Genomic DNA, 26,630 nt, shown 5'->3' with positions numbered 1-26,630 from the left:
GCGTCGGTGGTCAAACAACGGGATCGGGGTGGACGGATCGGACGCGGTGTTCACGATGACCGAATCCGAAGCGGGTGCGCGGTTCGTCGAACTACGGTTACATCCGAACGGGCGCGTGGATAATCACAGTAGACGACGACCACTCTGAGTAGTCGATATTGATCGGTACCGATAAGGTTGTGGCGATGTGTTCCGGCGACGTCACCCATGCGTCGCCGCACTCGCAGCACACGTCGCACCCGTACCCCGAACAACGCAGTTGCGGAAGGAACAACGTATGTCGCAGACAGTCAAGGGAGTGATCTCGCGCAGCAAGAAGGCGCCGACAGAGGTCGTGGACGTGGTGATCCCGGACCCGGGTGCGCGTGATGTGGTGGTGGCGATCAAGGCGTGCGGTGTCTGCCACACCGACCTGGCCTACCGCGAGGGCGGCATCAACGACGAGTACCCGTTCCTGCTCGGCCACGAGGCCGCGGGTGTGGTCGAGACGGTTGGTTCCGATGTCACTCATGTCGAGGTCGGCGACTTCGTCGTCCTGAACTGGCGGGCGGTGTGCGGGCAGTGTCGAGCATGTAAGCGGGGGCGTCCGTGGTACTGCTTCGACACCTTCAACGCCAGCGTCCCGATGACCCTGACCGACGGCACCGAACTGACCCCGGCGCTGGGCATCGGCGCGTTCGCCGAGAAGACGCTGATCCACGAATTGCAGTGCACCAAGGTCAATCCCGACACCGACCCTGCCGTGGCCGGGCTGCTCGGCTGCGGCGTGATGGCCGGTATCGGGGCGGCGATGAACACCGGCAACGTCGGCCGCGGCGACTCGGTCGCGGTCATCGGGTGTGGCGGTGTCGGTGACGCCGCGATCGCCGGTGCCCGGTTGGCCGGTGCGACGACGATCATCGCGATCGACCGCGATGCGTCGAAGCTGGAGTGGGCGAAAGACCTCGGTGCCACCCACACCATCGACGGCTCGAAGGTCGATGATGTGATCGCCGCGGTGCAGGAACTGACCGACGGCAACGGCGCCGACGTCGTGATCGATGCGGTCGGCCGCCCGGAAACCTACAAGCAGGCCTTCTACGCGCGCGATCTCGCCGGGGTCGTCGTGCTGGTCGGTGTGCCGACCCCAGAGATGACCTTGGAGATGCCGCTGGTCGACTTCTTCTCCCGCGGTGGTGCGTTGAAGTCGTCGTGGTACGGCGATTGCCTCCCCGAACGCGACTTCCCGATGCTGATCGATCTCTACGAGCAGGGTCGTCTGCCGCTGGACAAGTTCGTCACCGAGCGCATCGGCATCAACGACGTCGAGGCTGCGTTCTCGGCGATGGAGGCCGGCAAGGTGCTGCGATCGGTGGTCGAGCTGTGAGCGGCGAACTGCGTATCGACAACGTCGTCACCTCGGGCACGTTCAGTCTCGACGGCGGTACCTGGGACGTCGACAACAATGTGTGGCTCGTCGGTGATGACGACGAGGTGATCATCATCGATGCCGCGCACTCGGCGAAGCCGATCCTCGACGGCGTCGGCAACCGGACGGTGAAGGCGATCGTGCTGACCCACGGGCACAACGATCACGTCACCGTGGCCCCGGAACTGTCGGAGGCGACCGGCGCGCCGATCCTGCTGCACCCCGGCGATGACATGTTGTGGAACGACACCCATCCCGACGTCGCCCATCAGGATCTGGAGGACGGCCAGCGGATCAGCGTCGGTGGGACCGAGTTGACGATCATCAACACCCCCGGCCACTCGCCGGGGTCGTCGGTGATCCATCTGCCCGAGGCGAAGGTCCTGTTCTCCGGCGACACCCTGTTCCAGGGCGGTCCGGGCGCGACGGGGCGTTCGTACTCGAGTTTCCCCACGATCATCGCCTCGATCACCGAGAAGATCTTCACCCTCGACCCCGAGACGAAGGTCTACACCGGCCACGGCGACGGCACCACCGTCGGCGACGAAGCACCCCACCTCGAAGAATGGATCAAACGCGGTAGCTGACAGGCCGAATGCGGCATCCGCTCGGCCGACTACCGGCCGTTCTCGGTAGTCGGCGCGGGCGGGTGACGGCCGCGGAGGATGCGTCAGGAGACGGACGCGACGAGGACTCGCAGCAGTCGTCGAAAGGTCGTTGCCTGACTGTCGGACATGGCGCCGTGGAGTAGCTCGTCCTCCACGGCCCGTATCTCGGCCTGGACGCGCTCGTGCAGTGCATGCCCCTCCGAGGTGATCGAGACGGTCCACTGGCGATGACTGCCCGACCTCTCCCTGGACACGATGCCCCGCCGTTGGAGTTCGTCCAGATGTCTGCCGAGTCGCGTCGGATCTCGCCCGGTGCGTTCGGACAACGCACGCTGCGACACCGCCGGCGTCGCGGCGACCTCGCCCACGATGGCGTACTCCCACATCGACAGGCCGGCGGCCCGGAGGATCGGCTCCTCGAGGCTGATCAGGTGCGGGATCAGTCGCCCGAGAAGTGCGCCGAGATCGGGCTCCGCACTCGAAACCCGGTCGTCGTCCGCCATCGACATCCCCTTTCAGATCGTCTACCGTGGTAGACGATCGTTGCGGCTGGTTGCTCCCACTCGATTCGGAAGCGTCCTCTCATCATCGCGGGCCGACAGGACGGAACGACAGTTCGGATGGGCACTGTCTTCGAGAAGGGGCGTCGGATGGACACAGCGGCACTTCGGGCGACGACCGACGATGTCGGCGCACATCTCTCCGAGATGACCGTCGGCGACATGAGCATTCCGGCCGCCGCCACGAACGGTGACCTCGGCGATCTGTTCGTGGCGGCCGTCGATCGAAATGCGCGTCTCACCGCGCTCCTCGCCGGCGATGAGCTGATTTCGAAGCGAGCTGCACCGATCGACGGGGCATCGTTCCCGTTGGTGGCGGACCAGTACGGAGGCGGTTTCGATCACCGATACCGTCGAAGTGCCGGCCTGATGGTCGCCGCCTTCGCCGGAGTCCTCGACACGCACCGGGTCGTCGACCTCGACGGCACCCACACAACCGCGGGAGCGCTCTACGAGCACGCGGTCCGCGATGCCTTCTTGCTTACGTGGAACATCGCCACCGCCATCGACATCCGGTATCAGCCGCGACCCGACATTGTTCGAGGGGTCATCCAGACGATGCTCTCGCACATCGAGGATGCCGATCTGGCAACGGCAGTCGACGTCCTCGTCCAACTGTCGGGTCCACACCGGGACAAGTGAGGAGTCGTGGTGGGACTGCGATGAGCCGCACCCGCCGGGTGTCGCCGTCCGCTCAGCTTTTTCTCAGGGGTCGGAATCGGCGGCTCGAGCCGCAGGCGTAACGTCGCGCGGATGAGCGATTCCGCGGTCCGCAACATCGACCACCCCGATCAGGCGCCGGTACCCCGTAGCCGCATCGTGATCGCGTCGATGATCGGGACGAGCATCGAGTTCTTCGACTTCTACATCTATGCGACGGCCGCGGTCCTCGTGTTCCCGGTGCTGTTCTTCCCCAAGGGGGACGACACCGCGGCGCTGCTGTCGTCGTTCGCGACCTTCGGACTCGCCTTCGTGGCGCGACCCATCGGCTCGATCCTGTTCGGCCACTTCGGGGATCGCGTCGGCCGCAAGGCGACACTGGTGGGGTCGCTCCTCACCATGGGCATAGCCACCTTCGTGATCGGTCTGCTGCCCACGTACGACTCCGTCGGCTACCTCGCACCGGCACTGCTCGCGCTCATGCGCTTCTGCCAGGGCCTCGGGTTGGGTGGAGAGTGGTCGGGCGCAGCGCTTCTCGCGACCGAGACGGCCGAGAAGGGCAAACGCGCCTGGGCGGCCATGTGGCCGCAGCTCGGCGCACCCATCGGCTTCTTCTTCGCCAACGGCACCTTCCTGCTGCTGATGCTCGCCCTCGACTTCGACGCCGCGTCCGCCGACCCGGACCATGCCTTCATGACCTGGGGCTGGCGAATCCCGTTCCTGGCCAGCGCCATCATGGTGGCCGTGGGGCTGTATGTCCGGCTGAAGCTCACCGAGACACCGGTGTTCGCGAAGGCTGTCGCCGACGGCAAGAAGGTCAAGGCGCCGCTCGCCGAGGTCGTCAAGACCAGCTGGCGTCCGCTCATCGCGGGCACGTTCATCATGGTCGCGACGTACACGCTGTTCTACATCGTGACCACCTGGGTGATCTCGTACGGCACCGGCAAGGTGACCGACGAATCGGGTGTCAAGCTCTCCATCAGCTACGTCGACTTCCTGCAGCTGCAGCTTGTCGCGGTCCTCTTCTTCGCCGCATGCGTGCCGATCTCGGGACGTCTGGCCGATCGGTACGGGCGACGTGCGTTCCTCATCATCATCACCGCTGCGATCATCGTGTTCGGCCTGTGCTTCCAGTGGCTGCTCGATCCGTCATCGATGACCGACGGAATGATGCTGTTCTTCCTGATCCTCGGGATGACGTTGATGGGGCTCACCTTCGGGCCGATGAGCGCGATCCTGCCCGAGCTGTTCCCGACCAACGTGCGCTACACGGGTTCGGGGATCGCCTACAACGTGGCGTCGATCCTCGGCGCCGCCGTGGCCCCGTTCATCGCGACGTGGATCGTCGCGGACTACGGCGTCGGCTGGGTGGGCGTGTACCTCGCGGTCGCCGCCTGCGCCACGATGATCGCCCTGCTCAGCGTCAAGGAGACCAAGACCGTCGACCTCACCGAGGTCTGAGTCAGCCGCGCTGCCGACCGGGATTGTCGGCGGCACGGCGTACCGTCGAACGGGTGAATGCCCGTCCGGTTGCAGGGGAGGCGACATGAAGCTGACCGACGTCGTCCAGACCTCCGCGGATGTCGCGCGTGACCGGTCGCGAACCCGCAAGACAGCGGTGCTCGCGGAGGCGCTCTCGGCGACGACGGACGCGGAACTGCCGATCGTCGTCGCATGGCTTTCCGGCGAGATCCCCCAAGGGCGTCTCGGCGTCGGATGGCGGTCGTTGTCGAAACTGATTGCGGCACCCGCGGAGTCGCCGACTCTGGAGGTCGCGGCCGTCGATGCCGCACTTGGTGAGCTCGCGTCGGCGTCGGGTCCCGGTTCGACGAAGCGCCGCGGCGAGATCATCGCGTCCCTGTTCGCGGCGTCGACCGAAGCCGAGCAGAAGTTCCTCGTGGCACTGCTCACCGGCGAACTGCGGCAGGGAGCACTCGCCGGGGTCATGACCGACGCCATCGCCAAGGTCACCGGCCAGGATCTGGTGCTGGTGCGTCGGGCGAACATGCTGACCGGTTCGCTGCCGGAGACCGCGGCGCTGGCCCGGTTCGGGGCCGAAGCGTTGGCCGCGGTGGGCCTCGAGGTCGGTCGTGCCGTCGAACCCATGCTCGCGACCCCCGCTGACGATCTCGATTCCGCTCTCGCGCTCCTCGGGCCCGACCTCATCGTCGACTACAAACTCGACGGAGCGCGGATCCAGGTTCACCGCAAGGGAACCGAGGTCTCGGTGTTCACCCGCACATTGCGGAACGTGACGGCCAACGTGCCCGACCTCGTCTCGGTGATCGCCGCGCTACCGTGCGACTCGGTCATCCTCGACGGGGAGACGTTGATGCTGTCCGACGACGGCCGACCGCGGTCGTTCCAGGACACCATGAGCCGCTTCGGTTCCGGGCCCACGGCGGCGGGTGAACCCGAACGCCTGCTCAAGCCGTTCTTCTTCGACTGCCTGCATCTCGACGGCACCGACCTGATCGACCGCCCGCTGTCCGAGCGGCTCGCCGCCATCGACTCGATCGCCCCGCAGCTGCGTATCCCGGCCGTGACGCGGCCGAGTGTCGAGGAGGCGCGCAACCACTTCGACGCCGCGATGGCCGACGGTCACGAGGGTGTGATGGTCAAATCGCTCGACGGCCTGTACGTGGCCGGCCGTCGTGGAAAGGCATGGCAGAAGGTCAAACCGACGCACACCTTCGACCTCGTCGTGCTGGGTGCCGAGTGGGGGTCGGGGCGTCGCTCGGGCTGGCTGTCGAACCTGCATCTCGGCGCCCGCGATCCGGAGACGGGGGAACTCGTGATGGTCGGCAAGACGTTCAAGGGCCTGACCGACGAGCTGCTGCGCTGGCAAACCGAGGAGTTCCCGAAACACGAGACGCACCGGGACTCGTACACGATCCACCTGCGCCCCGAGATCGTCGTCGAAATCGAACTCGATGGTGCGCAACGGAGTTCGCGCTACCCGGGTGGTGTCGCGCTGCGCTTCGCGCGCGTGGTCCGATATCGGCCGGACAAGACCGCGGCCCAAGCCGACAGCATCGAGGCGATCCGCGCGTTGTTGAAGTGAGCTCTGGAAGCCACCCGTGGAAACCGGACAGCCGCCGATATATGCCGCCGGCCCGGCTCCACGGGGTGGTTTCCAGGAAACGGCCCGGTCAGGTCAGCGACAACTGCGCCACCGGAGTGGTGGTGGGCCGGTCCGAACCGCCGGGTGGTTCGACGGTGAACGCCAGCGTCGAGGCGGAGTTGATCCCGGACAAGACGGCGGTGGTGACCGGTTCGACGTCCTTGTCGGTCATCGTGCCGGCCGAGCGGGCGCCGTCCGGCCCGATGAGCCACATCTGATACACCGTCCCCGGTTGAGGCGGCGGGACCGAATCCATGACCAGTACGCCGGTGTCCGCAGACTTCGCGAGGTAGACGGTGACGTTCCCGGTCGCGACCGGACCGCCGGTCGATCGCAGGTCCTCCGCGGAGAAGACCTGCTCGGCCGGTGAAGCAAGCGGGCGCACCTCCGGTTCCGGGGAACTCGACTGTCCGATGACCCACCCGGCGGCGCCGATGGCGACGGCGAGGACCGCCGCGGCGGCGAGATATGTCCAACGGCGAGACCTGCGTCGGTCATCGGCCCCGGTCGCCGGGGAGCCGGCGGCGGATTCCGGTTGCCCGACGTCGGTGCCGGCTGATGCGGGGTCCTGCGGGGGCATCGGATGATCCGACGCGCCGGACACGACCGGCCCGGACGCGGACGCGCCCGCCGGTTCGGCGACGTCCGGCGCGTCGAGACCCGCGTCGGCGCGCGCGGCGGACAGGATGCGGTCGCGGAGCGTCGGCGGAGGTGGCGTGGCGGTCGTCTTGCTCATCGCGGCCAGCGCCTCGCGGGTCGCGCGGACCTGCTTGTCGAACAGGGCGCGGACATCGTGCGGCGCCGCCGCGACGCGCGCCTGGACGTCGCGCAGTTCGACATCGGAGAGTGCGTCGAGGGCGACGAGCGGTGCCATCTCCAGCAGATCGGCAGCGTCGGGATCGAGATGCTCAGACATCGCGTGCCTCCTGCCGTCGTCGAACGATGTGTCGTTGTCCCCCCGAACGCCGCTTCCGGCGGGCGGGTGTCACGTTTCCGCGTGGGCCCGGAGGCAACGGGGCTGCGGCAAGAAGTATGACGTTCGCTGCGGGTGATCGGGGTATCCGGGCCGTCGGCTGAACGACTCCTGGTGGAGTCGGGCGCCGGTCGCGTACAGCGAGAGACAGGCGGTCGCCACCGGCGGCAGCGTCGCGTCCGTGCCGGGCCACGCGCTCGCGACGTCAGTCTGGGACCCGAGTGTCATGCCACCTGTTCGGATCCATCGGCGTCCCGGATGGGTTGGGTGACGGATGGGTCGGGGGAGGTCAGCGCGACGTTCGGTGGATCACATCCGCACCGGCGTACCGCCGGGCATCTGCTGATCGGTCGGGACGATCTCGGCGCCGAGGGGCAGAAGCGACACCGGCACCATCTTGAAACTCGCGATGCCGAGGGGGATGCCGATGATCGTGAGGCACATCGCGATGCCGGTGGTGATGTGCCCGATCGCGAGCCACAACCCGGCCACGATGATCCAGATGACGTTGCCGATGGTCGACGCGACGCCCGCGGTCGGCTTGCGGATGACAGTTCGTCCGAAGGGCCAGAGCGCGTAGCTCGCCATCCGGAACGAGGCGATGCCGAACGGGATCGTGATGATCAGGATGCAGCAGATGATGCCGGCGACGACGTAGCCGATCGCCATCCACAGTCCGCACAGGACGAGCCAGATGACGTTGAGGATGGTCTTCATCCCACCATTGTCCATGCGGCGCCGACCGGTGGGGACAAATGCGAGACGCAGGAGAGCACCCGCGGGCCGGCACGACACTACGATGACGTCGTGGGTGGACGGCCGGGGCGTGCGCGGGAGGCGTTGTGGGCGGTGCTCGCCACCGTGGTGCTCGTCATCCGCATCCTGGCGACCATCGCGCTCGTGCTGTTCGTGATCGGCTGGGCGGTCGCGGCGATCCGCGATTCACTCGACAACGTGTTCTTGTGGCCGTCGATCGGTGCGGGCGTCGCACTCCTCGTCAGCACCTATGTCTACGGTCACCTCCGCGCGCGCTATCCGCGGCACAACGGGTGGATCCCGTGAGTGGTGCTGACCCCCTTGCTCCCTGAGCTGCGCGCGGAGTCCCGCCCCGGCTCGCTGAGTTGCGAACCTTGTGCTCCCTGAGGTGCGAGGAGCGATAGCGACGAGCCACGAAGGGCGTGGTGAGGGTGCCTCGCCATGCCCTTCGTGGCTCGCTTCGCTCGCACCTCAGGGAGCATGGGGAGGCTCGCGCCTCAGAGGCAGAGGGGAGTCAGGACGCGACGCGACCCAACTTCGCGAGAAGCGTCGTCTGACGGTCGGCGCCGGCCGGGATCTCGACCTTGCGGCACACGCCTTCGGAGTAGATCGCATCGCCGAAACCGTCGACAGCGGCTTCCATCTCGGACAGGTCGTCGTCGGAGAACCGATGGTCGGTACCGGCTGCGCGGGCGATGTCCCAGCGGTGGGCGACCATGTCGAAACCGTAGAAGCGGATGAGGGTCTCGCCGATCGTCGTCGGTCCGAAGTGTCCGTCGAAGGTGCGTTCGCCGACGGTCGGGTCGGCGAGCAGTCCGGCGACGGTGTCGCGGTGGGTGTGCCAGGCGGCGGCCGGGTCGTCGAGCGAGGGTGCCGGTCCGGCATCGATGTCGTGGCGGGAGAAGAACTCGCGCTGGGTGTCGATGACGTGGCCGACGACGTCGCGTCCGGTCCATCCCTCGCACGGCGAGTCCGCGGTCCACGTGCCGGCGGGCGCGGCGTCGAGGACGGTGGCGAAGCCGTCGGCGAGGCGGACGTAGTGGTCGAGCAATGGTGAGGTGTCGTTGATTGCGGTCATGATGAGAGTCAACCGCGAGACCACGGGACGGTGATTGATGAAACCCGACAATCCGGCGCGGCTCGACGACGTCGAGCGCGCGCACCTCATCGACCCGTCGGACGCGAGCTTCCGCATCGGACGGTGGGCGCCGAGCCCCGATCTGGACGAACTGGTGCGCCGCTTCTGGGTGCCGGTGTGGTGGGTCCCGCCCGGGGCGGAGGCGCCGCAGCGCGTCCTGCAGTACCCCGTCTGCCTCATCGTCGTCAGCAACACCTACGCCCGCTTCTACGGCGTGGTGACCGGGTTGTCGGAGACGGTGCTGACCGGCGACGGCTGGGCAGTCGGGGTGATGCTCACGCCGGGCGCCGGGGGAGTGCTGACCGGTGACGTCGGGAAATGGACCGATCGGCATGCCGAACTATCCGAGGTCTTCGGCGACCGGGGCACCGACCTCGAGCGGTCGGTGCGGTCGGTGATGGCCGTCGAACCCGGAGTCGAGGCGACCCAGCGGACCGCGACCGACCGCGTCGAGGACTGGCTTCGGTCGTATCTCCCGCTCGACGACGACGGCCGGCTGATCAACGCGATCGTGGAGTACGTGGAAACCGATTCGTCGGTCGTCGCGGTCGCGCAGATCTGCGAGCGATTCCACCTCACCGAACGCAGCCTGCAGCGGCTGACCCGGCGTCGTCTCGGTCTCACCCCGAAGTGGCTCATCCAACGTCGACGGCTCCACGAGGCGGCCGAGCGGCTGCGCGACCGGTCGGGGACGCTCGCCTCGCTGGCGGCGGAGTTGTCCTACGCCGACGAGGCGCACTTCGTCCGCGACTTCAAGACCGTCACCGGTATGACCCCGCGCACGTTCTCGGCAAGGTTCGGGTAGACCGGAACGGCGAAGTGCGACGCCGAGCTGGGTGATTGTTGCCGAGATCACATCGAGGCAGGCAGAATCGTCGACATATCGGGCAATCGACTCGGGCAATCGACGGAGGGGTGCATGACAGACGCGGCTTCGGTGGCCACGCGCATCCGCCGGGCATACGAGGACTTTCTCTCCGGCGGCAACCCGCCGGCGGATGCGGTCCGCTCGATCGTCCGCGATTCGTGGGCGAGGTCGCTGACCAGGGGGGTCGACCCGAGCGAGACCGGCCTCGACGGAGATCGGGCGTCCGCGATGTCGCCCGCGGAGTTCGCCGCCTACCGGGCCGCACACCCCATCACCGCCGTCCGGCCGCTGGTGCAGTCGCTGATGGTCGACGCCATCGCCGACACGGGGGTCGTCGTCGCACTGACCGACCAGGCAGGCCGCCTGCTGTGGATCGAGGGCGAGTCGGCCGCACGCGACCGGGCCGGCCACATCAACTTCGTCGAGGGGTCGGTGTGGAGCGAAGAGGTTGTGGGCACCAACGCGCCCGGGCTCGCGCTGGCCGTCGATCGGGGCGTGCAGGTCGTCGGCCCCGAACACTTCGCCGGACCCGTCCAGGAGTGGAGTTGTGCGGCGGCGCCCGTGCACGACCCGCTGACCGGGCACGTGATCGGTGTCATCGACGTGACCGGCGGGCGCGAGGTCGCGGCGCCGTTCGCGCTGGCGGCGGTCCGGTCGGTCGTCGCCGCTGTCGAGCGCGAATTGCGGGCGGGCGCCGTCGATCTCGCCGACCCGGCCACCTTCGACCCGGCACCGGGCCCGCGGGCCGCGGCCCACCTCGCCGTGCTCGGTGACGGTCCGGGACGCTGGCATCGCGCCGCCGACGGGCCCGGCGCCCGCACCCTGTCGCGCCGGCACGCCGAGATCCTCGTTCTGCTGCAAGCGTTTCCGGAAGGTCTGAACACCGAACAGCTCGCGTTGAAGCTGGCCGAGGACGGGCTCGACCCGGTCACCGTGCGGGCCGAGATCTCCCGACTCCGCCGCGACCTCGGTGCCGACGTCGTCGCGAGCCGGCCGTACCGGCTCACACTCGACCTCACCTCCGACGTCGACGATCTCCGGTCGCGCATCTCGTCGGGTTCGGACCTCGCGTCGGTCGTCGATGACCTCGGCCGCGGCGGGTTGCTCGCCGAATCGACCGCACCGGGGATCGTCGAGATCTTCGAGGAACTCCGCGAGGACCTGCGGTCGCGTCTCTTCGCCGGCGGCGACGTCGCAGCGTTGCGCCGCTGGACGTCATCGACGCACGGTCGTGACGACCTCGCCGCGTGGCGCCGCCTCGAGCATCGCCTACCCGTGGGCGATCCCGACCGGGCCGTCGTCGGCGGCCGCATCCGACTCCTGGACAAGAGGTACGGGGCGTAACCGGTCTGAGCTGCGTGAACAGCAGGTGGCCAACGTTGCAACGCGCGTGCAACCAACCCGCTCCTAAGGTGTGCAGCAGATCACAACGGACGCCTTCGGTGTCCCGTGTGACATCCGCAGAGCGTCCTCAGCTGAGGCCCACACGCAAGGAGCAACCATGACCGTCTTCGCAAAGCCGGGTGCCGATGGCTCGGTGATGAGCTACGAGTCGCGTTACGACAACTGGATCGGCGGACAGTGGACCCCGCCGGTGAAGGGTCAGTACTTCGAGAACCCGTCGCCCGTCGACGGCAAGATCTTCTGCGAGGTCGCACGCTCGACCGCCGAGGACATCGACCTCGCGCTCGACGCCGCCCACAAGGCCGCACCCGGATGGGGCAAGACCCCCGTCGCCGAGCGCTCGCTGGCCCTGCTGCGCATCGCCGATCGCATGGAGGAGAACCTCGAGAAGCTCGCCGTCGCCGAGACCTGGGACAACGGCAAGGCCGTCCGCGAGACCATGGCCGCCGACATCCCGCTGGCCATCGACCACTTCCGCTACTTCGCCGGCGCCCTGCGCGCCCAGGAGGGCTCGATCTCCGAGGTCGACGAGGACACCGTCGCCTACCACTTCCACGAGCCGCTCGGCGTCGTCGGCCAGATCATCCCCTGGAACTTCCCGATCCTGATGGCGGTGTGGAAGCTGGCGCCCGCGCTCGCCGCCGGCAACGCGGTCGTGCTCAAGCCCGCCGAGCAGACACCCGCGTCGATCCTGTACCTGGTCAGCCTCATCAGCGACCTGCTCCCCGCCGGAGTCCTCAACGTGGTCAACGGGTTCGGCGTCGAGGCGGGCAAGCCGCTCGCGTCGAGCAACCGTATCCGCAAGATCGCGTTCACCGGTGAGACCACCACCGGCCGGCTCATCATGCAGTACGCCTCGGAGAACCTGATCCCGGTCACCCTCGAGCTGGGCGGCAAGAGCCCGAACATCTTCTTCAACGACGTGATGTCCGCCGACGACGGGTTCCTCGACCGTGCGCTGGAAGGCTTCTCGATGTTCGCGCTCAACCAGGGCGAGGTGTGCACCTGCCCCAGCCGCGCACTCATCCAGCAGGACATCTACGACGAGTTCATCGCCAAGGCCGTCGACCGCGTCGGAAAGATCAAGCAGGGCAACCCCCTCGACACCGACACGATGATGGGCGCGCAGGCCTCCAACGATCAGTTCGAGAAGATCTCCTCCTACCTCGCCATCGGCAAGGACGAGGGCGCCGAGGTACTGATCGGCGGCGAGGCAGCCGAACTCGACGGCGACCTGGCCGGCGGCTTCTACATCAAACCGACCGTCTTCCAGGGCAACAACAAGATGCGCATCTTCCAGGAAGAGATCTTCGGCCCGGTCCTCGCGGTCACCACCTTCAAGGACTTCGCCGACGCCATGCACATCGCCAACGACACGCTCTACGGGCTCGGTGCCGGTGTGTGGAGCCGTGATGGTGCAACCGCCTACCGGGCGGGCCGCGAGATCCAGGCCGGCCGGGTGTGGACGAACACCTACCACGACTACCCGGCGCACGCCGCCTTCGGCGGGTACAAGCAGTCCGGTATCGGTCGCGAGAACCACCTCATGATGCTCGAGCACTACCAGCAGACCAAGAACCTCCTGGTCGGTTACGCTCAGAGCGCCAAGGGTTTCTTCTGACCCGTCGAGCCCTTCGAGGCTCGTCGCTAACGCTCCTCAGGGAGCGGAGGGGTCGCGCTCCTCGCACCTCAGGGAGCAGACGAAAGGTGATTGACGATGACCGCCGAGCAGAGTGTTCCTGATCGTGTGGTCGCCACAGACTCCGCCGTGCAGCTCCTGACCAAGTTGTCGGAGCTGCACGGCGGCCTCATGATCCACCAGTCCGGTGGGTGCTGTGACGGCTCGGCCCCGATGTGTTATCCGGTCGGGGAGTATCGAGTGGGCCAGCGAGACGTGCTGGTCGGCGAGATCGAATTACCCGAACCCATTCCGGCCGTTCGGGTCTGGATCAACGGTGACCAGTTCGAGCTGTGGAAACACACCCAGTTGATCCTCGACGTCGTGAAAGGCCGCGGTGCCGGATTCAGTCTCGAGGCACCGGAAGGGGTTCGTTTCCTCTCGCGGGCACGGACTTTCACCGATGAGGAGAACGAAGTGCTGGCGACGTCGCCACCACTGACGGGGGCCACCGCCGGCCCCTGAGGTCCGACCCACACAGAATGCGTCGTAGGTACCGGAAACCGTTACCCACGACGCATTCTGCGTTTGTCCGCGGTGTGTCACCACTGGTCGAAGCCGACGTTGACCTGGGGGTATCCGGTGTCGATGTGGTTGTTCATCCAGTAGTTCTGGGCGTGGGGTCCCCAGATGCTGCTCATGGCGGTGTTGACGTTGTGGGGGTGGTTGGTGAGTTGGTAGTTGGCGGTGGGGCCGAAGGCGCCGATGCGGTAGATGGCGTTGACGTCGAGGTGGTTGGTGAAGGGTGCGGTGGCGGTGATGGTTTCGGTGGCGCCGGGGTAGAGGATGTGTTGGGGTGCGTTGATCCATTGGCCGCCGTCGGCGTTGGCGCCTTGGAGGTATTCGGGCTTGTCGGTGTGGTTGGTGATGGTCATGGCGACGGTGGGTTCGCCGGGTCGGGTGATGGGTAGGGTGCCGGCGTGGGCTGCGCCGGCGGCGCCGAGGGCGATGCCGGTGGCGGCGGCGAGTCCGAGGGTGGCGGTGGCGATGCGGGTGGTGGTCTTCATGGTGGGCTCCGGTGTGGTGTGGGGGTTGTGTTGGTGACACCACCGACTCTGCCGGGGATGGGTGGTCGGGGGATTCCGCTGACCGGGTGATGGGTGGGGTGAATGGTGCCTCCACCGATCGGGGGACATGCGGTGGTGGTCGCGGGGTGGCTTCGCGAACGATGATCCGGGGTTGTGCCGGTTCGGGGTAGCGGAACGCGCAGGCAACTACCATCGAGGGATGTCGAACGCCGACGGCTCTCCGCCTCCCCGCCCGCGCGTCGCCGTCACGCCGCTGCGCCCGCAGCGGCCGGTCGGACGCTCTCCGGTCACTCGGTACGTGATCCTCGGGTGGTTGGTGTCGGTGGCCCTCGTCGCGGTAATCGTCGGTCTGACACTGTTGTCACTGAACGACATTAGGGCCATCTTGGCCGCCGATCTCGTCCGGACCAATCCGGGCAGCGGGACCGATGCCGCACGCGCCGTGGACATCTCGTTGATGGTGGGCGGGGCGATCGCACTGGTCGTCGTGCTCCTCGGGCTGTACGGGTCCGCGCGACTCTGGGACAGTCGACGGTCCGGCCGGAGCATCCTGACGGTCGGCGCCGTCGTCGCGGTGGCGGGCGCCGTGACCTTCCATCTCACGGTCAACCCGTCCGCGACGGCACTCGCCGACGCCGGTTTGCCGGTTGTCGCCCAGTGGATTCCGGCGGCGGCCGCGCTTGTCGCGGTCGTCGCCACCGGAGCGTCCTACACCCGGTCGGTCACGGCATCCCTGCGCTGAAACCCTGGCCGGCGCTCCGGACCGCCTCACCGAGTTGGGCGACGATACCCTCGGCGCTACGCACCGCGACCTGACATGCCGACGCCGAGGCCGGCGCGAGGAGCGGGTGGCCGGCACGTGCCCGCCAGGTCCGCGCGGCGTCGATCGCGGCGTCCCGCAGTGTGTACACGTCGGCGGTCGCGGGCAGTCCGAGGCGGGCCGCGGGATCGATGCCCGACCCGCCGATGAGCCGGGTGATCTCGGCCCTCTGATCAGGGGGGAGGTCGACGCCCCCGGCCCGGATGGTGCCGAGCAGACGCAGCTCTCGGAAACCGTGGACGTCCGCGAGTTCCCGGCGAACCGCGGCCCGGACGTCACGCGCCCCCGCCGACGATGACGCGGCCAGGAGGTGATCCATCGTCACCAGCGCCGAATGGGACTTGAGCTGGTCCGCGCGCTGCCCGAATTGGGTGTCGATGATGGCGCTCAACTCCGAGAGTCCGCTGCGCTCGACGAGTTCGGCGGCCAGCGCCGACGAGGAGCTCGCGCCGAACCGGATGAGCGTGACCGCCATTCGGATGCCGAAGGCGCCGAAGCGTTCGGCCAGCGAACGCCGCAGCTCGGCGGGTATGTCGGGCAGGATGTCCGGCCGGGAGAACCGGTCCATCGTCAGCAAGGCCGCCTCGAGGTCGGGTGCCGGGGTCGCGGCCAGCTGTGCCAGCGCGCGGAACTCGACCTCCCGCATGGTGCGGGCGGCCAGTGCCAGCAGTCCCGCCACCGGCACGACCGCCTGGCACAGGCCCGTGCGTTCGAGCTCGCCGGCGAACCGTCCGGCGATCTGGTGCGCGGAGATCATCGCATCCATCCGGCCGGCACCGAGCTCGTCCGCGCGGGAGACGACGCCGATGACACCCAGCGGGCCCGACGATCCGCCGATGGCCGACCCGATGCGGCGCAGCATCGTCGTGTCGGTGGCGGTCAGTGAACGCAACAGGTAGACGACGGCGTCCACGCCGGACTGACCGTCGTCGGGGGTGAGGAGCCGGATTGTCGACGCGGACAACTCCGTCGACAAGGACGCCGTGCCCGGGGTGTCGACGATGGTCGTCGACTGCAGGGCACGCGCGGGCCATTCGACGTCCAGACGGTCGACGCGATCGGCGGTGAGTCGCCCGAAATCGAAGCCCAGTCGACCGTCGATGCGGGTGACCGGGATGCCCACCGCGCGACCGTCGTCGACGTGTGCGGTGACCGACGGCGACCGGCCGTTGCGGTACCAGGTGACGACCCGCGTGCACTCGGTGGCATCGGTGGGGGCGATGTCCTGTCCCACAAGGGCGTTCAGCAGCGTCGACTTGCCAGCTTTGAGCGAACCGGCCAGGGCGACCCGCACCGGTTGGTACAACCGGTGGGCGCACACGTCGAGCTCGGCCTGTGCGTGCGGGTCGTCGGCGAGGGCGGTGCGGGTGGCGTCGAGAAACCCTCGGACGCGGGCGATGTCGGTCATCGGCGCGGGAGCTCCGCAGCGGGTTCCTCCGGGTCGAGATGATCGGCCGCCTTGCGCAGCGCGGCGACCGCGGTGAGCCGGGACTCGAGTTCGGCGACGCGTCCGGATCGCTCCGAATCGGCGAGGGTCGCGGCAGACTGTGCGGCACTGAGGGATTCCGAGATCGAGCGTGCGGTCTGTTCGGCGACCGAGGTGAAGTGATCGCGGAGGACTCGCTGGATGACCCGCAGCCGGTCGCGGGATTCCTTGCCGACCTGGAAGCTGACGTCGTCGGTGAACGCGCGCACCGCGACCTTCGCCTTGGCGCGGCGTTCGAGGACCTTCGCCTCCTTGTCATCCCGGTACGCCTTGGTGCCGAGCAACAGACCGGCGCCGACGGACACCGGGTTGATGAGCGCCATGCCGACCATCGTCGAGATGAGTCCGAACATCAGCACACCGCCGTACGAACCGCGCATGCCGATCAACAGCTTCTGGGCGAGACCGACTCTGCCGCTGTCGAGTTCGGCGAGCTCGGCCACGGAATCGAGCACACCGGTCAGATCGGCGACGTCGATGTCGGGCAGCGAGTTCTGGCCGGCCGCCGCGAAGTGGTCGGCCACCCGCTCGGCGAGCCACACCGATCGCTCATGCGCCCAGACGAAGTTGTCACCGATGACGGCGGCGGTCTGATCGGCCAGCCACTCGCTCAGCTGTTCCCAGTCGACCCCCGGATCGCCCTCGTCGATGGCCCGTTCGGCTTCCCGGGTCACCGCGCGGAGACGGTCCCGCAGGTCGTGGTCGATGTCGGCGGCGAGGTCGGCGATGCCGTCGGCCAGCGTCTGCTGCCACTGAGCGGACTGACGTCGCATGGCCTCCGCGTCGGACTTCGCCTCCCGGAGCGCGCCGACGGCGCGGCCGGCGGTCTCCGGATCGCGCAGGGCGGCGAGTTCGCTGCCCAGGGTGAGCGCGAGATGTTCGCTGACGACGCGCAGATCGGTGGCGACGGTGGTCCGGGTCGCCTGTCGTGCGGTGGACACCACGCGCTCGCGCAGGTACCGGTACAGATCGAGGAACCCGGCCTCGGCGTTGAGTTTCTCGTCGCCGAGCCGCAGCGCGTGGGTGCGCAGCACCGATGAGACGGGCAACAGCGGGATGTCGAGGCCGGCGGTGTGCAGATGGGTGCGGTCGGCGTCGACGATGGCCCGCCAGTGCGGGTACAGGTCGGTCTTCGTGATGAGGCACGCGATGGTCGGGCACAGTCCGGCGACCTGCTGGAGGAAGGACATCTCCGGCGCGGTGAACTCCTGGCTGGCATCCGACACGACGAGTACCGCGTCGGCTGCCGCGACCATGCCCAGAGTCGCTGCGGCATAAGGGTGTCCGTGGCCGCCGACGCCGGGGGTGTCGACGAGGACGAGGCCGTCGGCGAGCAACGGGCCGGGTGCCTCGATCTCGAGCCGGAGCACCTCGCGGCCACCGGCGAGCGGGGAGTCGGGGGTGATACCGGCGATGGCGTCCATCGGCACCGGGATGCGGTTGTCGGCGGCCGGGCCGTCGACGACCAGATGGGCCGATGGTTGCGCGGCATGCGAGATGACCGTCGGCACCGCGGTCGTCTCGTCGTCGCCGACCGAGCACACGTCCAGGTTGAGCAGTGCGTTGACGAACGAGCTCTTGCCCTGTTTCAGCTGACCCACCACGACGATCCGCAGGCGGGGGTCGGTGATCCGGGTGCGCGCGCCGTCGAGGCGACTGACGAGATCGTTACGGCCCGCCTCCCGGGCCACCTCGGACATCGTGGTCAGCAGGTCACCGATGGTGTTCGGTACCTGCGTCCGTGTGGGGGTCGCCACTGCCGGGGTCGCCGGGGCTGGGGCCGTGGTCGCGGGTGGCCGGGGCGGGGCAGCGGCGTCTGCCGGTGCGGTCGGGGCTGCTGCCTTCCAAGTGGGGGCGGGACCAGGTGCGTCCCGATCGGCGGCGTGCCGGCCGACGCGAGGTGGTTCGGCGGGTGGAGTGGTCATGGTGTCCTCACGGTAGCGGTGAGTCGGCCCGTCCGGTCGGCATCGGCGGGGCTCCGCACCCGTTCGGACGGTGCGTGCGAGCGCGCCGGGAGAAGGCGGGGCCGGACGAGTCCCGGGGCGGGTTGCCGACGTGACCCGGTCAGTCGGCGTCGGGTCCGGCGTCCGGGGTGTTGACGCCGATCCCGGTGTCCGTGTCGCCACCGAGGCCACCGGCCAGGCCTCCGGTGAGGCCGCCGGTCAATCCGCCGGTGAGGTCGGCGGTCGTGTCTGCCACGCCTCCGACGGTCGAGTCGACCGCGCCGCCGACGGTGGTGTCGACCGCGCCGCCGAGTTCGGCACCGGTGTCGGTCACGCCGCCCAGGTCCAGGCCGCCGTCCGCGCCGGCACCGCCGCCGGCGTCCACGCCACCACCGACCACTGCGCCGCCGGTCAGACCACCGGTCACCCCACCGACGATGTCGGTGGTCGTGTCGAGGGTGCCGCCGACCCCGGTCTCGAGTGAGCCCGCGGCGTCGCCGACCACGTCCACTGCGCCGCCGGCCGTGCCGGAGATCGCGGTGGTCAGTTCGGAGGTGACCTCTGCGGGCAGCTCGGTGTCGAGCGCACCGCCCAGGCCGAGGTCGCCACCGAGGCCGAGGTCTCCGCCGAGGCCTCCGCCCACGCCTGCGCCGGCGCCGAGAGCACCGTCGAGAACCGGACCGGCGGTGGCGCCCAGATCGGCCTCGCCGTTCCCGGCGCCCAGGCCGGCGAGTCCGGTCTCGAGGGTCCCCTCCAGGCCGCCCTGCAGAGTGCTGTCCAGCCCGGCGACCAGGTCCGTGCCGGTCTCGGCGACGGTGCCCAGGCCGGCCAGTGTGCCCGCGCCCAGGTTGCCGGTGAGGCTGTCGACCACTGTGCCGCCGAGGGTTTCGGTGACCAGGAGCGGTCCGCCCACGGTGATGGTGCCCTCGGGGGAGAGGATGAGGCTCGGGTTGACGATCGCCTCGAGTTCGCCGGTCAGCGCCCCGCCCAGGCCACCAGTCGCCTCCAGGGTCGAGTCCAGGGTCGCGACGAGGCCGTCGGTGGCCGACAGATCCACGTCGAGTGCGGAGCTGAGAACGGTGCTGAGGGCTGCCGGGAGTTCGGCCCCGCCGGCCAGCTGGCCGGCCAGCGAACCACCCAGCTCACCGCTCAGCGCGGTCCCGAGGACGGCGCCGAGGGACGCGCCGAGGTCGGCACCCACATCCCCGCCCGCAGCCAGCACGGCCTCGAGGGTTCCGCCGAGGTCGGCGGCGGTCTCGGTCACCAGGCCCAGTCCCGCGCCGGCGTCGAGTGCGGCGTCCAGCGCCCCGCCCAGCTGTGTGATGAGGGCGCCGTCGACGCCGAGTGCACCGCCGAGGTCCGCGGCCAGCAGTTCGCCGACGTTCAGGCCGGCACCGGCGGCGGCGTCGAGGATGCCCTCGATGCCTGCGGCCGCGCCCAGCACGCCGCCCAGGGTGGCGCCGAGTTCGCCCGCGAGCTCACCGCCGCCACCGACGATCGCGCCCAGTTGCGCGGCCAGGTCGGTGGCCAAGCCGCCCTCGAGCAGACCCGTGAGGTCGGCGCCGAGGACGCCGCCCAGTTCGAGTGCGCCACCCAGCGCGGCCCCCAGGTCGGCGCCCGCGGCAGCACCGAGGACGCCGGTGAGCACGGTGCTCAGCGCGGTGTCGAGGCCGGCGCCGGCCGACAACAGTCCGTTGAGCGCGGCTCCGAGTTCGGTGCCGAGACCGCCCACGACCCCGAGAGCGCCCTCGACCGCGCCACCGAGACCCGCGCCCAGTCCGGCACCGAGTCCCAGTCCCGCTTCGAGAGCGCCGCCGACGCCGGTTTCGAGCGCCCCGCCGAGACCGAGACCGGCGTCGATGGCACCGCCGAGCCCGGCAGTGAGATCGGCGGCCAGGCCACCTTCGAGGGCTGCGGCCAGCGTGCCGCCCAGGGCCGCACCGAGACCGGCGGCGGCTTCGCCACCGACTTCGAGGCCGGCGGCCAGAGCGCCGGCGAGAGTCGTGCTGAGATCGCCGCCGGCTTCGAGCAGCGCCTCGACGTCGACGATCCCGCCGGCTTCGAGGACGGATTCGAGCGCCGCGGCGAGTCCGGCCTGAGCGCCGCCGCCGACACCGAGGACGGCGGTCAGGGCGCCACCGAGGACGGCGTTCGCGCCGGCCGCGCCGGTCAGGACCAGTCCGCCGGTCGCCGCGGCCGTCGACGTCAGGGCCACACCGAGTGCGGTGCCGACGGAGGCGGCAGCGGTGCCGCCCGCGGCCAGGGTCGAGCTGAGAGCGCCGCTGAGGGTGGCGCCGAGTTCGCCGGACAGGTCGGCGATGGCCTGCGCGTCGAGCAGACCCGACAGCGTCGCCGAGAGGTCACCCGCGACATCGAGAGTGGAGGTCAGCGCGGCGGTCAGATCGCCGGACAGTTCGGCGCCGAGACCGAGCGCGCCGGTGAGTACCGCCGAGAGCGCGCCGCCCGCACCGAGACCGGCACCGAGCGCGGCCGCGAGGTCGGCGCCGAGTGCGCCGCCCGCGCCGATCGTGGCGCCGAGCAGACCGCCCAGCGTCGCGCCGAACGAGCCGGCGAGTTCGCCACCCAGTTCGAGCGCCGCCGACAGCTGCGCGGCGAGACCGCCCCCGAGTCCGAGCCCGAGGTCGGCGCCTGCGGCGAGGAGTGCGTCGAGCGAAGCCCCGAGCTGGGCGACCAGGGCGCCCTCGGCGCCGATCGCGCCGGCCAGCGTCCCGGCGATGACCGGTCCGATGCCTGCGGCGAGCTCGAGGCCACCGTCGACGACCGTCTCGAGCGCGGCTCCCAGCGCGGCACCGAACTGCGCGGCGATCGCGCCGCCGGCGCCCAGGCCCGCGGACAGCGCCGCGCCCAGGGCGACGGCCAGCTGGCCCGCGAGGTCGAGGTCACCGAATGCGATACCGCCGAGGTCGAGATCGGCCAGGGACAGACCCGAGAGGTCGATGTCGCCCAATCCGATGCCGCCGAGGAGACCGCCGAAGTCGATGTCGCCCAGATCGATTCCACCCAGATCGAGTCCACCGAGGTCGAGGTCGCCCAGTTCGAGCCCACCGATGCCGCCGAGGTTCACGTCACCGAGGTTGACGTCTCCGCCGCCGACGTTGATGTCGCCGAACTCCAGGCCGCCCAGGCCGACTCCGACGCCACCGCCGCCGATCACGCCGCCACCGACCGCGCCGCCGCCGATCACGCCGCCGCCGACCGCCCCACCGCCGGCACCGATGATCGCACCGAGGCCGCCGCCCGCGGCCAGACCGCCTCCGGCGACCAGCGGGGCGGCTGCGGAGATGTCGGCGGGGGTGACGCCGGTGAGTCCGGCGCGATCGATCGCGGCCTGGGGATTGCCGCAGTAGGCGTTGAAGGATTCCTCGTCGCGAAGCAGACCGAGGATGAAGTCGAGTACCGCGTTGGTCGCCATGGCGTCGTTCCTTGCGTCGGGGAGATCGCAGTTCGATCCCGTGTCGAGTTCGACCGTATGGACTTCGGGGCCCGACGACATCGGGGTAAATCCCCAGTCCTGCCGACGACCGGGGGGTGGGTCATCCCCCAGGGGGATTTCGACCGGGGTCCGGGGTCCGGGCGCCGCCGGCATAGGGGGGGTCGGGACTTTCCCCCTAATCCCCGGCCAGGGCTAACACCAGGGGGCCGGTCCGCGACACACTGGGTGAAGTGCGCCGCCGGGGCCGGGGCACGTGACATCGACGGATTGCCCGCACGACGCGGCACCGTCACCGCCCACCGTCTGCAGGTGCGAACAGGAGTGAGCGTCATGGCCATCGGGATCGGTGTGAAGATCGGGTCCGCGAACAGCGTGGCGGTAGCCGCCTCGGAACAGTCCTGGGAGGGCGCGGTCTCGGTCGAGACGTCCGCTCTGGTGGATGCCGACGACTTCCTCGGACGGGTCGGCGACCCGGTCCCGATGCTCGACGACCACGGCCGCACGATCGCGGCCGCCGACCTCTACGCCGACGCGGTCGCGGCGCTGGTCGCCCGGCTCGACCTCGGCACGAACAGCGTCGACTCAGCACCGTCCGACGACGTGCACCTGACCGTCGTGCACCCCGACAACTGGTCCGATCAGGCCGTCGACGAGGCCCGGGCGGCGCTTGCCGCCCACCCCGACTCGGTGCCGGCGGACGCGATCACCTGGGTGACCGAGTCACGGGCGACCCTGGCCGCAACCGAACACGCCGAGGGCGCCTTCGGCGACGGCGCGGTCGTCGTCTGCGATCTCGGCGCCGGGGGGCTCACCGTCTCTGTCCTGACCACCGGTTCCGATCCGGCCCCGATCGGCCGTCCGCTGCATCTGGACACCGTGAGCGGCAACGAGTTCGACCGTTTGCTGCTGGCGCACACCCTGCGGGTGACCGGTGCCGGCGCCGAGGTCGACGCGGGTCTGGCCGACCCGGCCCGGAACGGCGCGATCCTCGACGACGTGAACCGGCTGCGGGAAGAGTGCCGCCGGGCCAAGGAGTCTCTGTCGGTGGACACCGACACCGTCGTCGACGTGCGGATCGGGCAGGTGAGCACCGAGGCGCGGCTGGTCCGCGACGACATCGAGGACCTGCTGCGCGCACCGGTCATGGAGGCGGTCGCGCTGGTTCGTGAAGCGGTCTCCGCGTCCGCCGTCGGCCATGACTCGTCGGGCGCGCACGCGGCCCCCGGGATGAAGCCGGCCGGGGTGACCGCGGTCCTGCTCGGTGGCGGCGGTGCGGCGATCCCGCTCGTCACCGAGATGCTGTCCTCGACCCTGCGTCTGCCGGTCGTCGGAGACCCCGATCCCGCGTCCGCCTCGGCAGCCGGCGGCGCGCTGATGGCGGGCACGACGCTTGCCGCGCGCCGGTCGGCGATGGCTCCGGCCGCCGCCACGACCGCGGCCCTCGTCTCGGCCGCGCCCGAGGAGCGGCCGCTCCGCGAGATCGTCCCGGCTCCGAGCACCCCGGTCGCCGAGCCCGCTCCCCGGTTCTCGCGCCGCAAGCGCGGCACCCTGATCACGGTCGGCGCCGCCGCACTGGCGCTCGTCACCGCAACCGGACTCTCCGTCGGCACCGGACTCGTCGGTTCGGTCGGCGAGGCGACGCCCCCACCCGCGGGAGCGGCGACCACCACGGCCACCTCGACGCAGAACCCCGGTGGCGCCCCGGGCACCACCGCGACCGGTGCGCGTCCCGGCACCACCGCGGCACCGGTGACCGGTACGGGAACCCGGGCTCCGGGCACCGCAACCGATGCGCCGCGGCGGACCGCGGCCGGCGCCCCGTCTGTCGGCGTCCCGTCCGCCGGGGCCCCTGCGCCCGGAAGCACCCCCGGCCGGCCTGCACCGGCGCCCGCGCCTGCTCCAGCGCCCGCACCAGCACCAGCACCAGCGCCGGCGCCCGCTCCGGCACCAGCGCCTGCACCGGCGCCGGACTACCCCGAACCGGACACCGGCGGTGGCGGCATCACCCCGGGCGGGGTCCTCGACGGCACCGGCCGGGTGCTGTGCGGCGTCACCGGCGTCGTCGGCATCGACTGCTGAATCCGTTGACTCCCCGGTCACCCTGGACCGTTCGATGACCCCGACGACACCGGTCTCCACGATCGGTGACCGTCCGGACCCGTCCTCGGCCGCGTCGCGCACCTCGTCGTGGGTGGCGAGCATCGTCGATCGCGCGCAGGCGGGCCATCCGCTGTGCGCCGTGGCCGTCGGCACCCCCGGCAGCGGACGCTCGGCACTGCTGAACGCCGTGCACGAACAACTCCGAGGACTGGACCTCCCGGTGAGTGTGGGGCTGCCCGTCGCGGACGGCGCGGGTCCCGTGTTCGTGCTGGCCGACGACATGCATCTGTGGCCGGTGGCCATGTTCGAGACCGCGCTGGGCATGCTCGACGCGGGAACGATCGGGCTGATCGCCACGATCGAACCGCGGGAACTGGACCCGAACGTCCGCCGGTTGCGCGACCGCGCCCGACCGTTCGGCGCGGTCCTCGAACTCGAGGCGCTCGGAACCGCCGATGTCCTGACCCGCGCGACCCGCGCCGGGCTGACCCTCGCGCCGACCACGGCATCGCTGATCCGTCGACGCTGTGGCGGTGCGCGAGCTCCCATCGACATTGTGCTGCGGGCGCTCCGGAGCACTTCGAGCAGCGCCTCGCGCGTCCTCGACGAGCCGGGGGCCGACGAAATCGCCGTCGTCGATCGGGTGTCCCGCGAGTGGCACCATCGGCTGCTGCGCGGACTCGATCCGCTCACGCTCGCGGTGCTGGCCCTCGCCTCGGTCCGGGCGCCCCTCGACCCCGACAGCGTCGCCGAAGCGGCGGGCACAGACCGAGCCGCCGCGCTCGAGGCGGTCGACCGGGCTCGCGGGTGCGGCCTGTTACGCGGCGCGGACGTCTTCGTCTCGGCTGCGGCCGTTCCACTGCGTGATGTGCTGGGAGACAAGCGGATCGACGAGCTACGACGCAACTCGGTCGTCGTCGGACTGCGTGCGACCGAGCTCACCCCCGACACCGCGCTGCTCGCGGCCGAGGCCGGTGTCGACGACCCGCGGATCGTCGACGCGCTGCTGGCCGGCGCGGTCGACGCGACCGCTGCGCGGGCGGTGGTCCTCCTGCAGGCCGCCGATCGGGTGGAGCCGGGGCGTGATGACGTCCGGCTGCTGATGGCCCAGCGCGCCCTGGCGTCGGGTGATCTCGACGGTGCGGGTACCGCGGCCGACCGACGGCTGGAGTCGGCCGCACCCACAGACGAATGGGTCGCGGAGTGGGTGGAGCTCGCCGCCGCCGTCGCGGCGCGGCGCGGACTCGCCTCGCACGCCGCCGACCTCTACCGCTGGACGGGATCCGATCTTTCTGCATCGCAGTCGTTGTCGGCTGCAGTCGCCCTGCTCGCGGTCGGAGACCGCGCGGCAGCCACGGCCATCGGCGCGGCCGATCGTGGCCGCGCGCCGGTGGCGAGTCGGGCCACACGGTCGCTGGTGGTCCGCGGGCTGCTGGCCACCCTCGACGACACGGCCGAGATGAGTACCGGCGACGCGGTCGACGTCGTGGTGCGTGGGATCTCAGCGGGAGCGACGTCGTCCCGAGGCCCGTCTGCGGCCCGAATTCTGCACGCGGCCGCCGCGGTGGCGTTGAACCTCGGCGACACCGTTGCCGCGCAATCGATCCGGACGGTGGCGGCGGAGCCGGCCCGAACCATTCTCGACGCCGAGGCCGCGCTCACCGTCGGCGATCTCGAAGCGGCGGCGCGTCTGCTCCCGACGGCGGAACCGCAGGGGATGTCCGAACGCTTTCGGGTGCAGGCCATCCGGCTCGGGTTGGCCCGGCGCCACGGTGACCTGTCCGCGCTGTCGGCCGCGTGGCAGGACGGCCTGTCGCTCCTCGCCGCCATCGAGGTGGACCTCTACCTGCTGCGTCCGCTCGGCGAGTTCTGGATCGCCGCAGCGCGACTGGGTCAGATTCCCGCGATTGCGCGGTATGTGCACGCAGCCGACCGGTTGCTCGCGGATCTTGGCGACCCCCCGGCGTGGTCGGCGTCGTGGGACTTCGCGGGCGTCCAAGCCGTTGCCATCACGCGCGACCAGTCCGCTGTGGCGCACCGGTTGACTCGTCTCGACCTCGCCGCGGCGCAGAACCGCACGGCCGGGTCGTTGTCGACCGGTGCGCGCGCCTGGGTCGCGCTGAACGACGCCGGCGAATCAACGGAACCCGTCACCGCCGCCGTCGAAGCGCTACGGAGCATCGGATTACACTGGGAGGCAGCGCGTCTCGCGGGTATGGCCGCGTCTCGCGCCGACGATCCCGCGACCGCGGCCGGCCTCCTGGACACCGCTCGCTCGGCCGGTGAAGATCGGCGGCTGACTCCACAGGTCGGCGGGCCGCTCACCGGTCGCGAAGCCGAGGTTGCCCACGAGCTGCTGCAGGGTTTCACCTACCGGGAAATCGGTGAGCGCCTATACATCTCGGCGAAGACCGTCGAGCATCACGTCGCCCGGATCCGACGCCGGCTCGACGCCGGATCACGGTCGGAACTGATGGCTGCCCTCCGCGCGGCTGGGTATAGGTGACGAGATCTGCCGGAGGACGCCCGGGAACATGCTGTCGCGCAGTGTGTCCTCGGTCGGGTGGGCTCGGGACGGTTATCTGTGACGTGACCGGACGAGATGCCACGAACCGGACACCG

The 26,630-nt window shown here is 70.0% G+C and carries 21 protein-coding genes; 13 read left to right on the top strand and 8 right to left on the bottom strand.

The genetic code is table 11. The features are described from left to right. Nucleotides 1–277: 277 nt before the first annotated feature. Both B1818_RS03515 and B1818_RS03510 read left to right on the top strand, forming a co-directional pair. Nucleotides 278–1,366: an S-(hydroxymethyl)mycothiol dehydrogenase gene (locus B1818_RS03515; protein ID WP_058253401.1), complete on the top strand. Its 1,089-nt coding sequence runs from the start codon at nt 278–280 to the stop codon at nt 1,364–1,366. Then, on the top strand, nt 1,363–1,995 hold the full coding sequence (locus B1818_RS03510) for an MBL fold metallo-hydrolase (protein WP_078111940.1): 633 nt from the start codon (nt 1,363–1,365) through the stop codon (nt 1,993–1,995). The genes B1818_RS03515 and B1818_RS03510 overlap by 4 nt, the downstream gene beginning before the upstream one ends. Nucleotides 1,996–2,078: 83 nt before the next feature. On the opposite strand, the gene B1818_RS03505 is transcribed toward B1818_RS03510, so the two are convergent. Then, nucleotides 2,079–2,519, bottom strand: coding sequence for a MarR family winged helix-turn-helix transcriptional regulator (locus tag B1818_RS03505; protein WP_078111999.1), 441 nt, complete (start codon nt 2,517–2,519; stop codon nt 2,079–2,081). 117 nt (nt 2,520–2,636) lie between these two features. Between B1818_RS03505 and B1818_RS03500 the strand changes: the two genes are divergently transcribed. From B1818_RS03500 to B1818_RS03490, 3 genes are all read left to right on the top strand, one after another. Continuing rightward, on the top strand, nt 2,637–3,218 hold the full coding sequence (locus B1818_RS03500) for a hypothetical protein (RefSeq protein ID WP_078111939.1): 582 nt from the start codon (nt 2,637–2,639) through the stop codon (nt 3,216–3,218). Between the two features lie 111 nt (nt 3,219–3,329). Then, nucleotides 3,330–4,697 (top strand): MFS transporter, encoded by a 1,368-nt coding sequence (locus B1818_RS03495; protein WP_004022229.1) that lies wholly within the window; start codon nt 3,330–3,332, stop codon nt 4,695–4,697. A gap of 85 nt (nt 4,698–4,782) precedes the next feature. Continuing rightward, the gene (locus tag B1818_RS03490) at nt 4,783–6,300 is read left to right on the top strand and encodes an ATP-dependent DNA ligase (RefSeq protein ID WP_058253397.1); all 1,518 of its coding nucleotides are present in this window, start codon (nt 4,783–4,785) and stop codon (nt 6,298–6,300) included. An 88-nt stretch (nt 6,301–6,388) separates the two neighbouring features. Here the strand turns inward: B1818_RS03490 and B1818_RS03485 are convergent, their stop codons facing one another. Both B1818_RS03485 and B1818_RS03475 read right to left on the bottom strand, forming a co-directional pair. Then, complete coding sequence (locus tag B1818_RS03485; RefSeq protein ID WP_078111938.1) at nt 6,389–7,276, bottom strand: anti-sigma factor; 888 nt, start codon at nt 7,274–7,276, stop codon at nt 6,389–6,391. Between the two features lie 366 nt (nt 7,277–7,642). Then, nucleotides 7,643–8,050: a YccF domain-containing protein gene (locus B1818_RS03475; protein ID WP_065631321.1), complete on the bottom strand. Its 408-nt coding sequence runs from the start codon at nt 8,048–8,050 to the stop codon at nt 7,643–7,645. A gap of 90 nt (nt 8,051–8,140) precedes the next feature. Between B1818_RS03475 and B1818_RS03470 the strand changes: the two genes are divergently transcribed. Continuing rightward, complete coding sequence (locus B1818_RS03470) at nt 8,141–8,395, top strand: hypothetical protein (RefSeq protein ID WP_033206618.1); 255 nt, start codon at nt 8,141–8,143, stop codon at nt 8,393–8,395. A gap of 208 nt (nt 8,396–8,603) precedes the next feature. Here B1818_RS03470 and B1818_RS03465 read toward each other — a convergent pair whose 3' ends face one another. Further along, nucleotides 8,604–9,167: a maleylpyruvate isomerase family mycothiol-dependent enzyme gene (locus B1818_RS03465; RefSeq protein WP_078111998.1), complete on the bottom strand. Its 564-nt coding sequence runs from the start codon at nt 9,165–9,167 to the stop codon at nt 8,604–8,606. 37 nt (nt 9,168–9,204) lie between these two features. On the opposite strand from B1818_RS03465, the gene B1818_RS03460 reads away from it, so the two are divergent. The 4 genes from B1818_RS03460 (at nt 9,205) to B1818_RS03445 (ending at nt 13,642) form a co-directional block, all read left to right on the top strand. Continuing rightward, the gene (locus B1818_RS03460; RefSeq protein WP_078111936.1) at nt 9,205–10,032 is read left to right on the top strand and encodes an AraC family transcriptional regulator; all 828 of its coding nucleotides are present in this window, start codon (nt 9,205–9,207) and stop codon (nt 10,030–10,032) included. Between the two features lie 114 nt (nt 10,033–10,146). Then, the gene (locus B1818_RS03455) at nt 10,147–11,439 is read left to right on the top strand and encodes a GAF domain-containing protein (protein ID WP_078111935.1); all 1,293 of its coding nucleotides are present in this window, start codon (nt 10,147–10,149) and stop codon (nt 11,437–11,439) included. Nucleotides 11,440–11,596: 157 nt separating this feature from the next. Continuing rightward, nucleotides 11,597–13,120, top strand: coding sequence for an aldehyde dehydrogenase family protein (locus B1818_RS03450; protein WP_004021499.1), 1,524 nt, complete (start codon nt 11,597–11,599; stop codon nt 13,118–13,120). Between the two features lie 96 nt (nt 13,121–13,216). Further along, nucleotides 13,217–13,642 (top strand): DUF779 domain-containing protein, encoded by a 426-nt coding sequence (locus tag B1818_RS03445; protein ID WP_078111934.1) that lies wholly within the window; start codon nt 13,217–13,219, stop codon nt 13,640–13,642. Nucleotides 13,643–13,719: 77 nt separating this feature from the next. Here the strand turns inward: B1818_RS03445 and B1818_RS03440 are convergent, their stop codons facing one another. Further along, nucleotides 13,720–14,184, bottom strand: coding sequence for a hypothetical protein (locus B1818_RS03440; protein ID WP_058253389.1), 465 nt, complete (start codon nt 14,182–14,184; stop codon nt 13,720–13,722). Nucleotides 14,185–14,404: 220 nt separating this feature from the next. Here B1818_RS03440 and B1818_RS03435 point away from each other — a divergent pair, with 220 nt between their 5' ends. Beyond that, nucleotides 14,405–14,947 (top strand): hypothetical protein, encoded by a 543-nt coding sequence (locus B1818_RS03435; protein WP_078111933.1) that lies wholly within the window; start codon nt 14,405–14,407, stop codon nt 14,945–14,947. On the opposite strand, the gene B1818_RS03430 is transcribed toward B1818_RS03435, so the two are convergent. The 3 genes from B1818_RS03430 to B1818_RS03420 all read right to left on the bottom strand — a co-directional run bounded on the left by B1818_RS03430 (nt 14,928) and on the right by B1818_RS03420 (nt 21,887). After that, on the bottom strand, nt 14,928–16,433 hold the full coding sequence (locus tag B1818_RS03430; protein WP_078111932.1) for a dynamin family protein: 1,506 nt from the start codon (nt 16,431–16,433) through the stop codon (nt 14,928–14,930). The two genes, B1818_RS03435 and B1818_RS03430, sit on opposite strands and share 20 nt — an antisense overlap. Continuing rightward, complete coding sequence (locus B1818_RS03425) at nt 16,430–18,436, bottom strand: dynamin family protein (protein WP_139362976.1); 2,007 nt, start codon at nt 18,434–18,436, stop codon at nt 16,430–16,432. Before B1818_RS03425 ends, B1818_RS03430 begins: the two co-directional genes overlap by 4 nt. Nucleotides 18,437–18,575: 139 nt before the next feature. After that, a complete protein-coding gene (locus B1818_RS03420) occupies nt 18,576–21,887 on the bottom strand; it encodes an IniB N-terminal domain-containing protein (RefSeq protein ID WP_078111997.1) in 3,312 nt (1,103 codons plus the stop codon). 351 nt (nt 21,888–22,238) lie between these two features. Here B1818_RS03420 and B1818_RS03415 point away from each other — a divergent pair, with 351 nt between their 5' ends. Continuing rightward, a complete protein-coding gene (locus B1818_RS03415) occupies nt 22,239–23,987 on the top strand; it encodes an Hsp70 family protein (RefSeq protein WP_078111996.1) in 1,749 nt (582 codons plus the stop codon). A 34-nt stretch (nt 23,988–24,021) separates the two neighbouring features. Further along, on the top strand, nt 24,022–26,514 hold the full coding sequence (locus B1818_RS03410) for a helix-turn-helix transcriptional regulator (RefSeq protein ID WP_078111930.1): 2,493 nt from the start codon (nt 24,022–24,024) through the stop codon (nt 26,512–26,514). Nucleotides 26,515–26,630 lie beyond the last annotated feature (116 nt).

The sequence above is a fragment of the Gordonia sp. IITR100 genome, from assembly GCF_002009645.1.
Taxonomy (GTDB): Bacteria; Actinomycetota; Actinomycetes; order Mycobacteriales; family Mycobacteriaceae; genus Gordonia; species Gordonia hongkongensis.
This window is presented reverse-complemented; position numbering and strand designations above follow the sequence as displayed.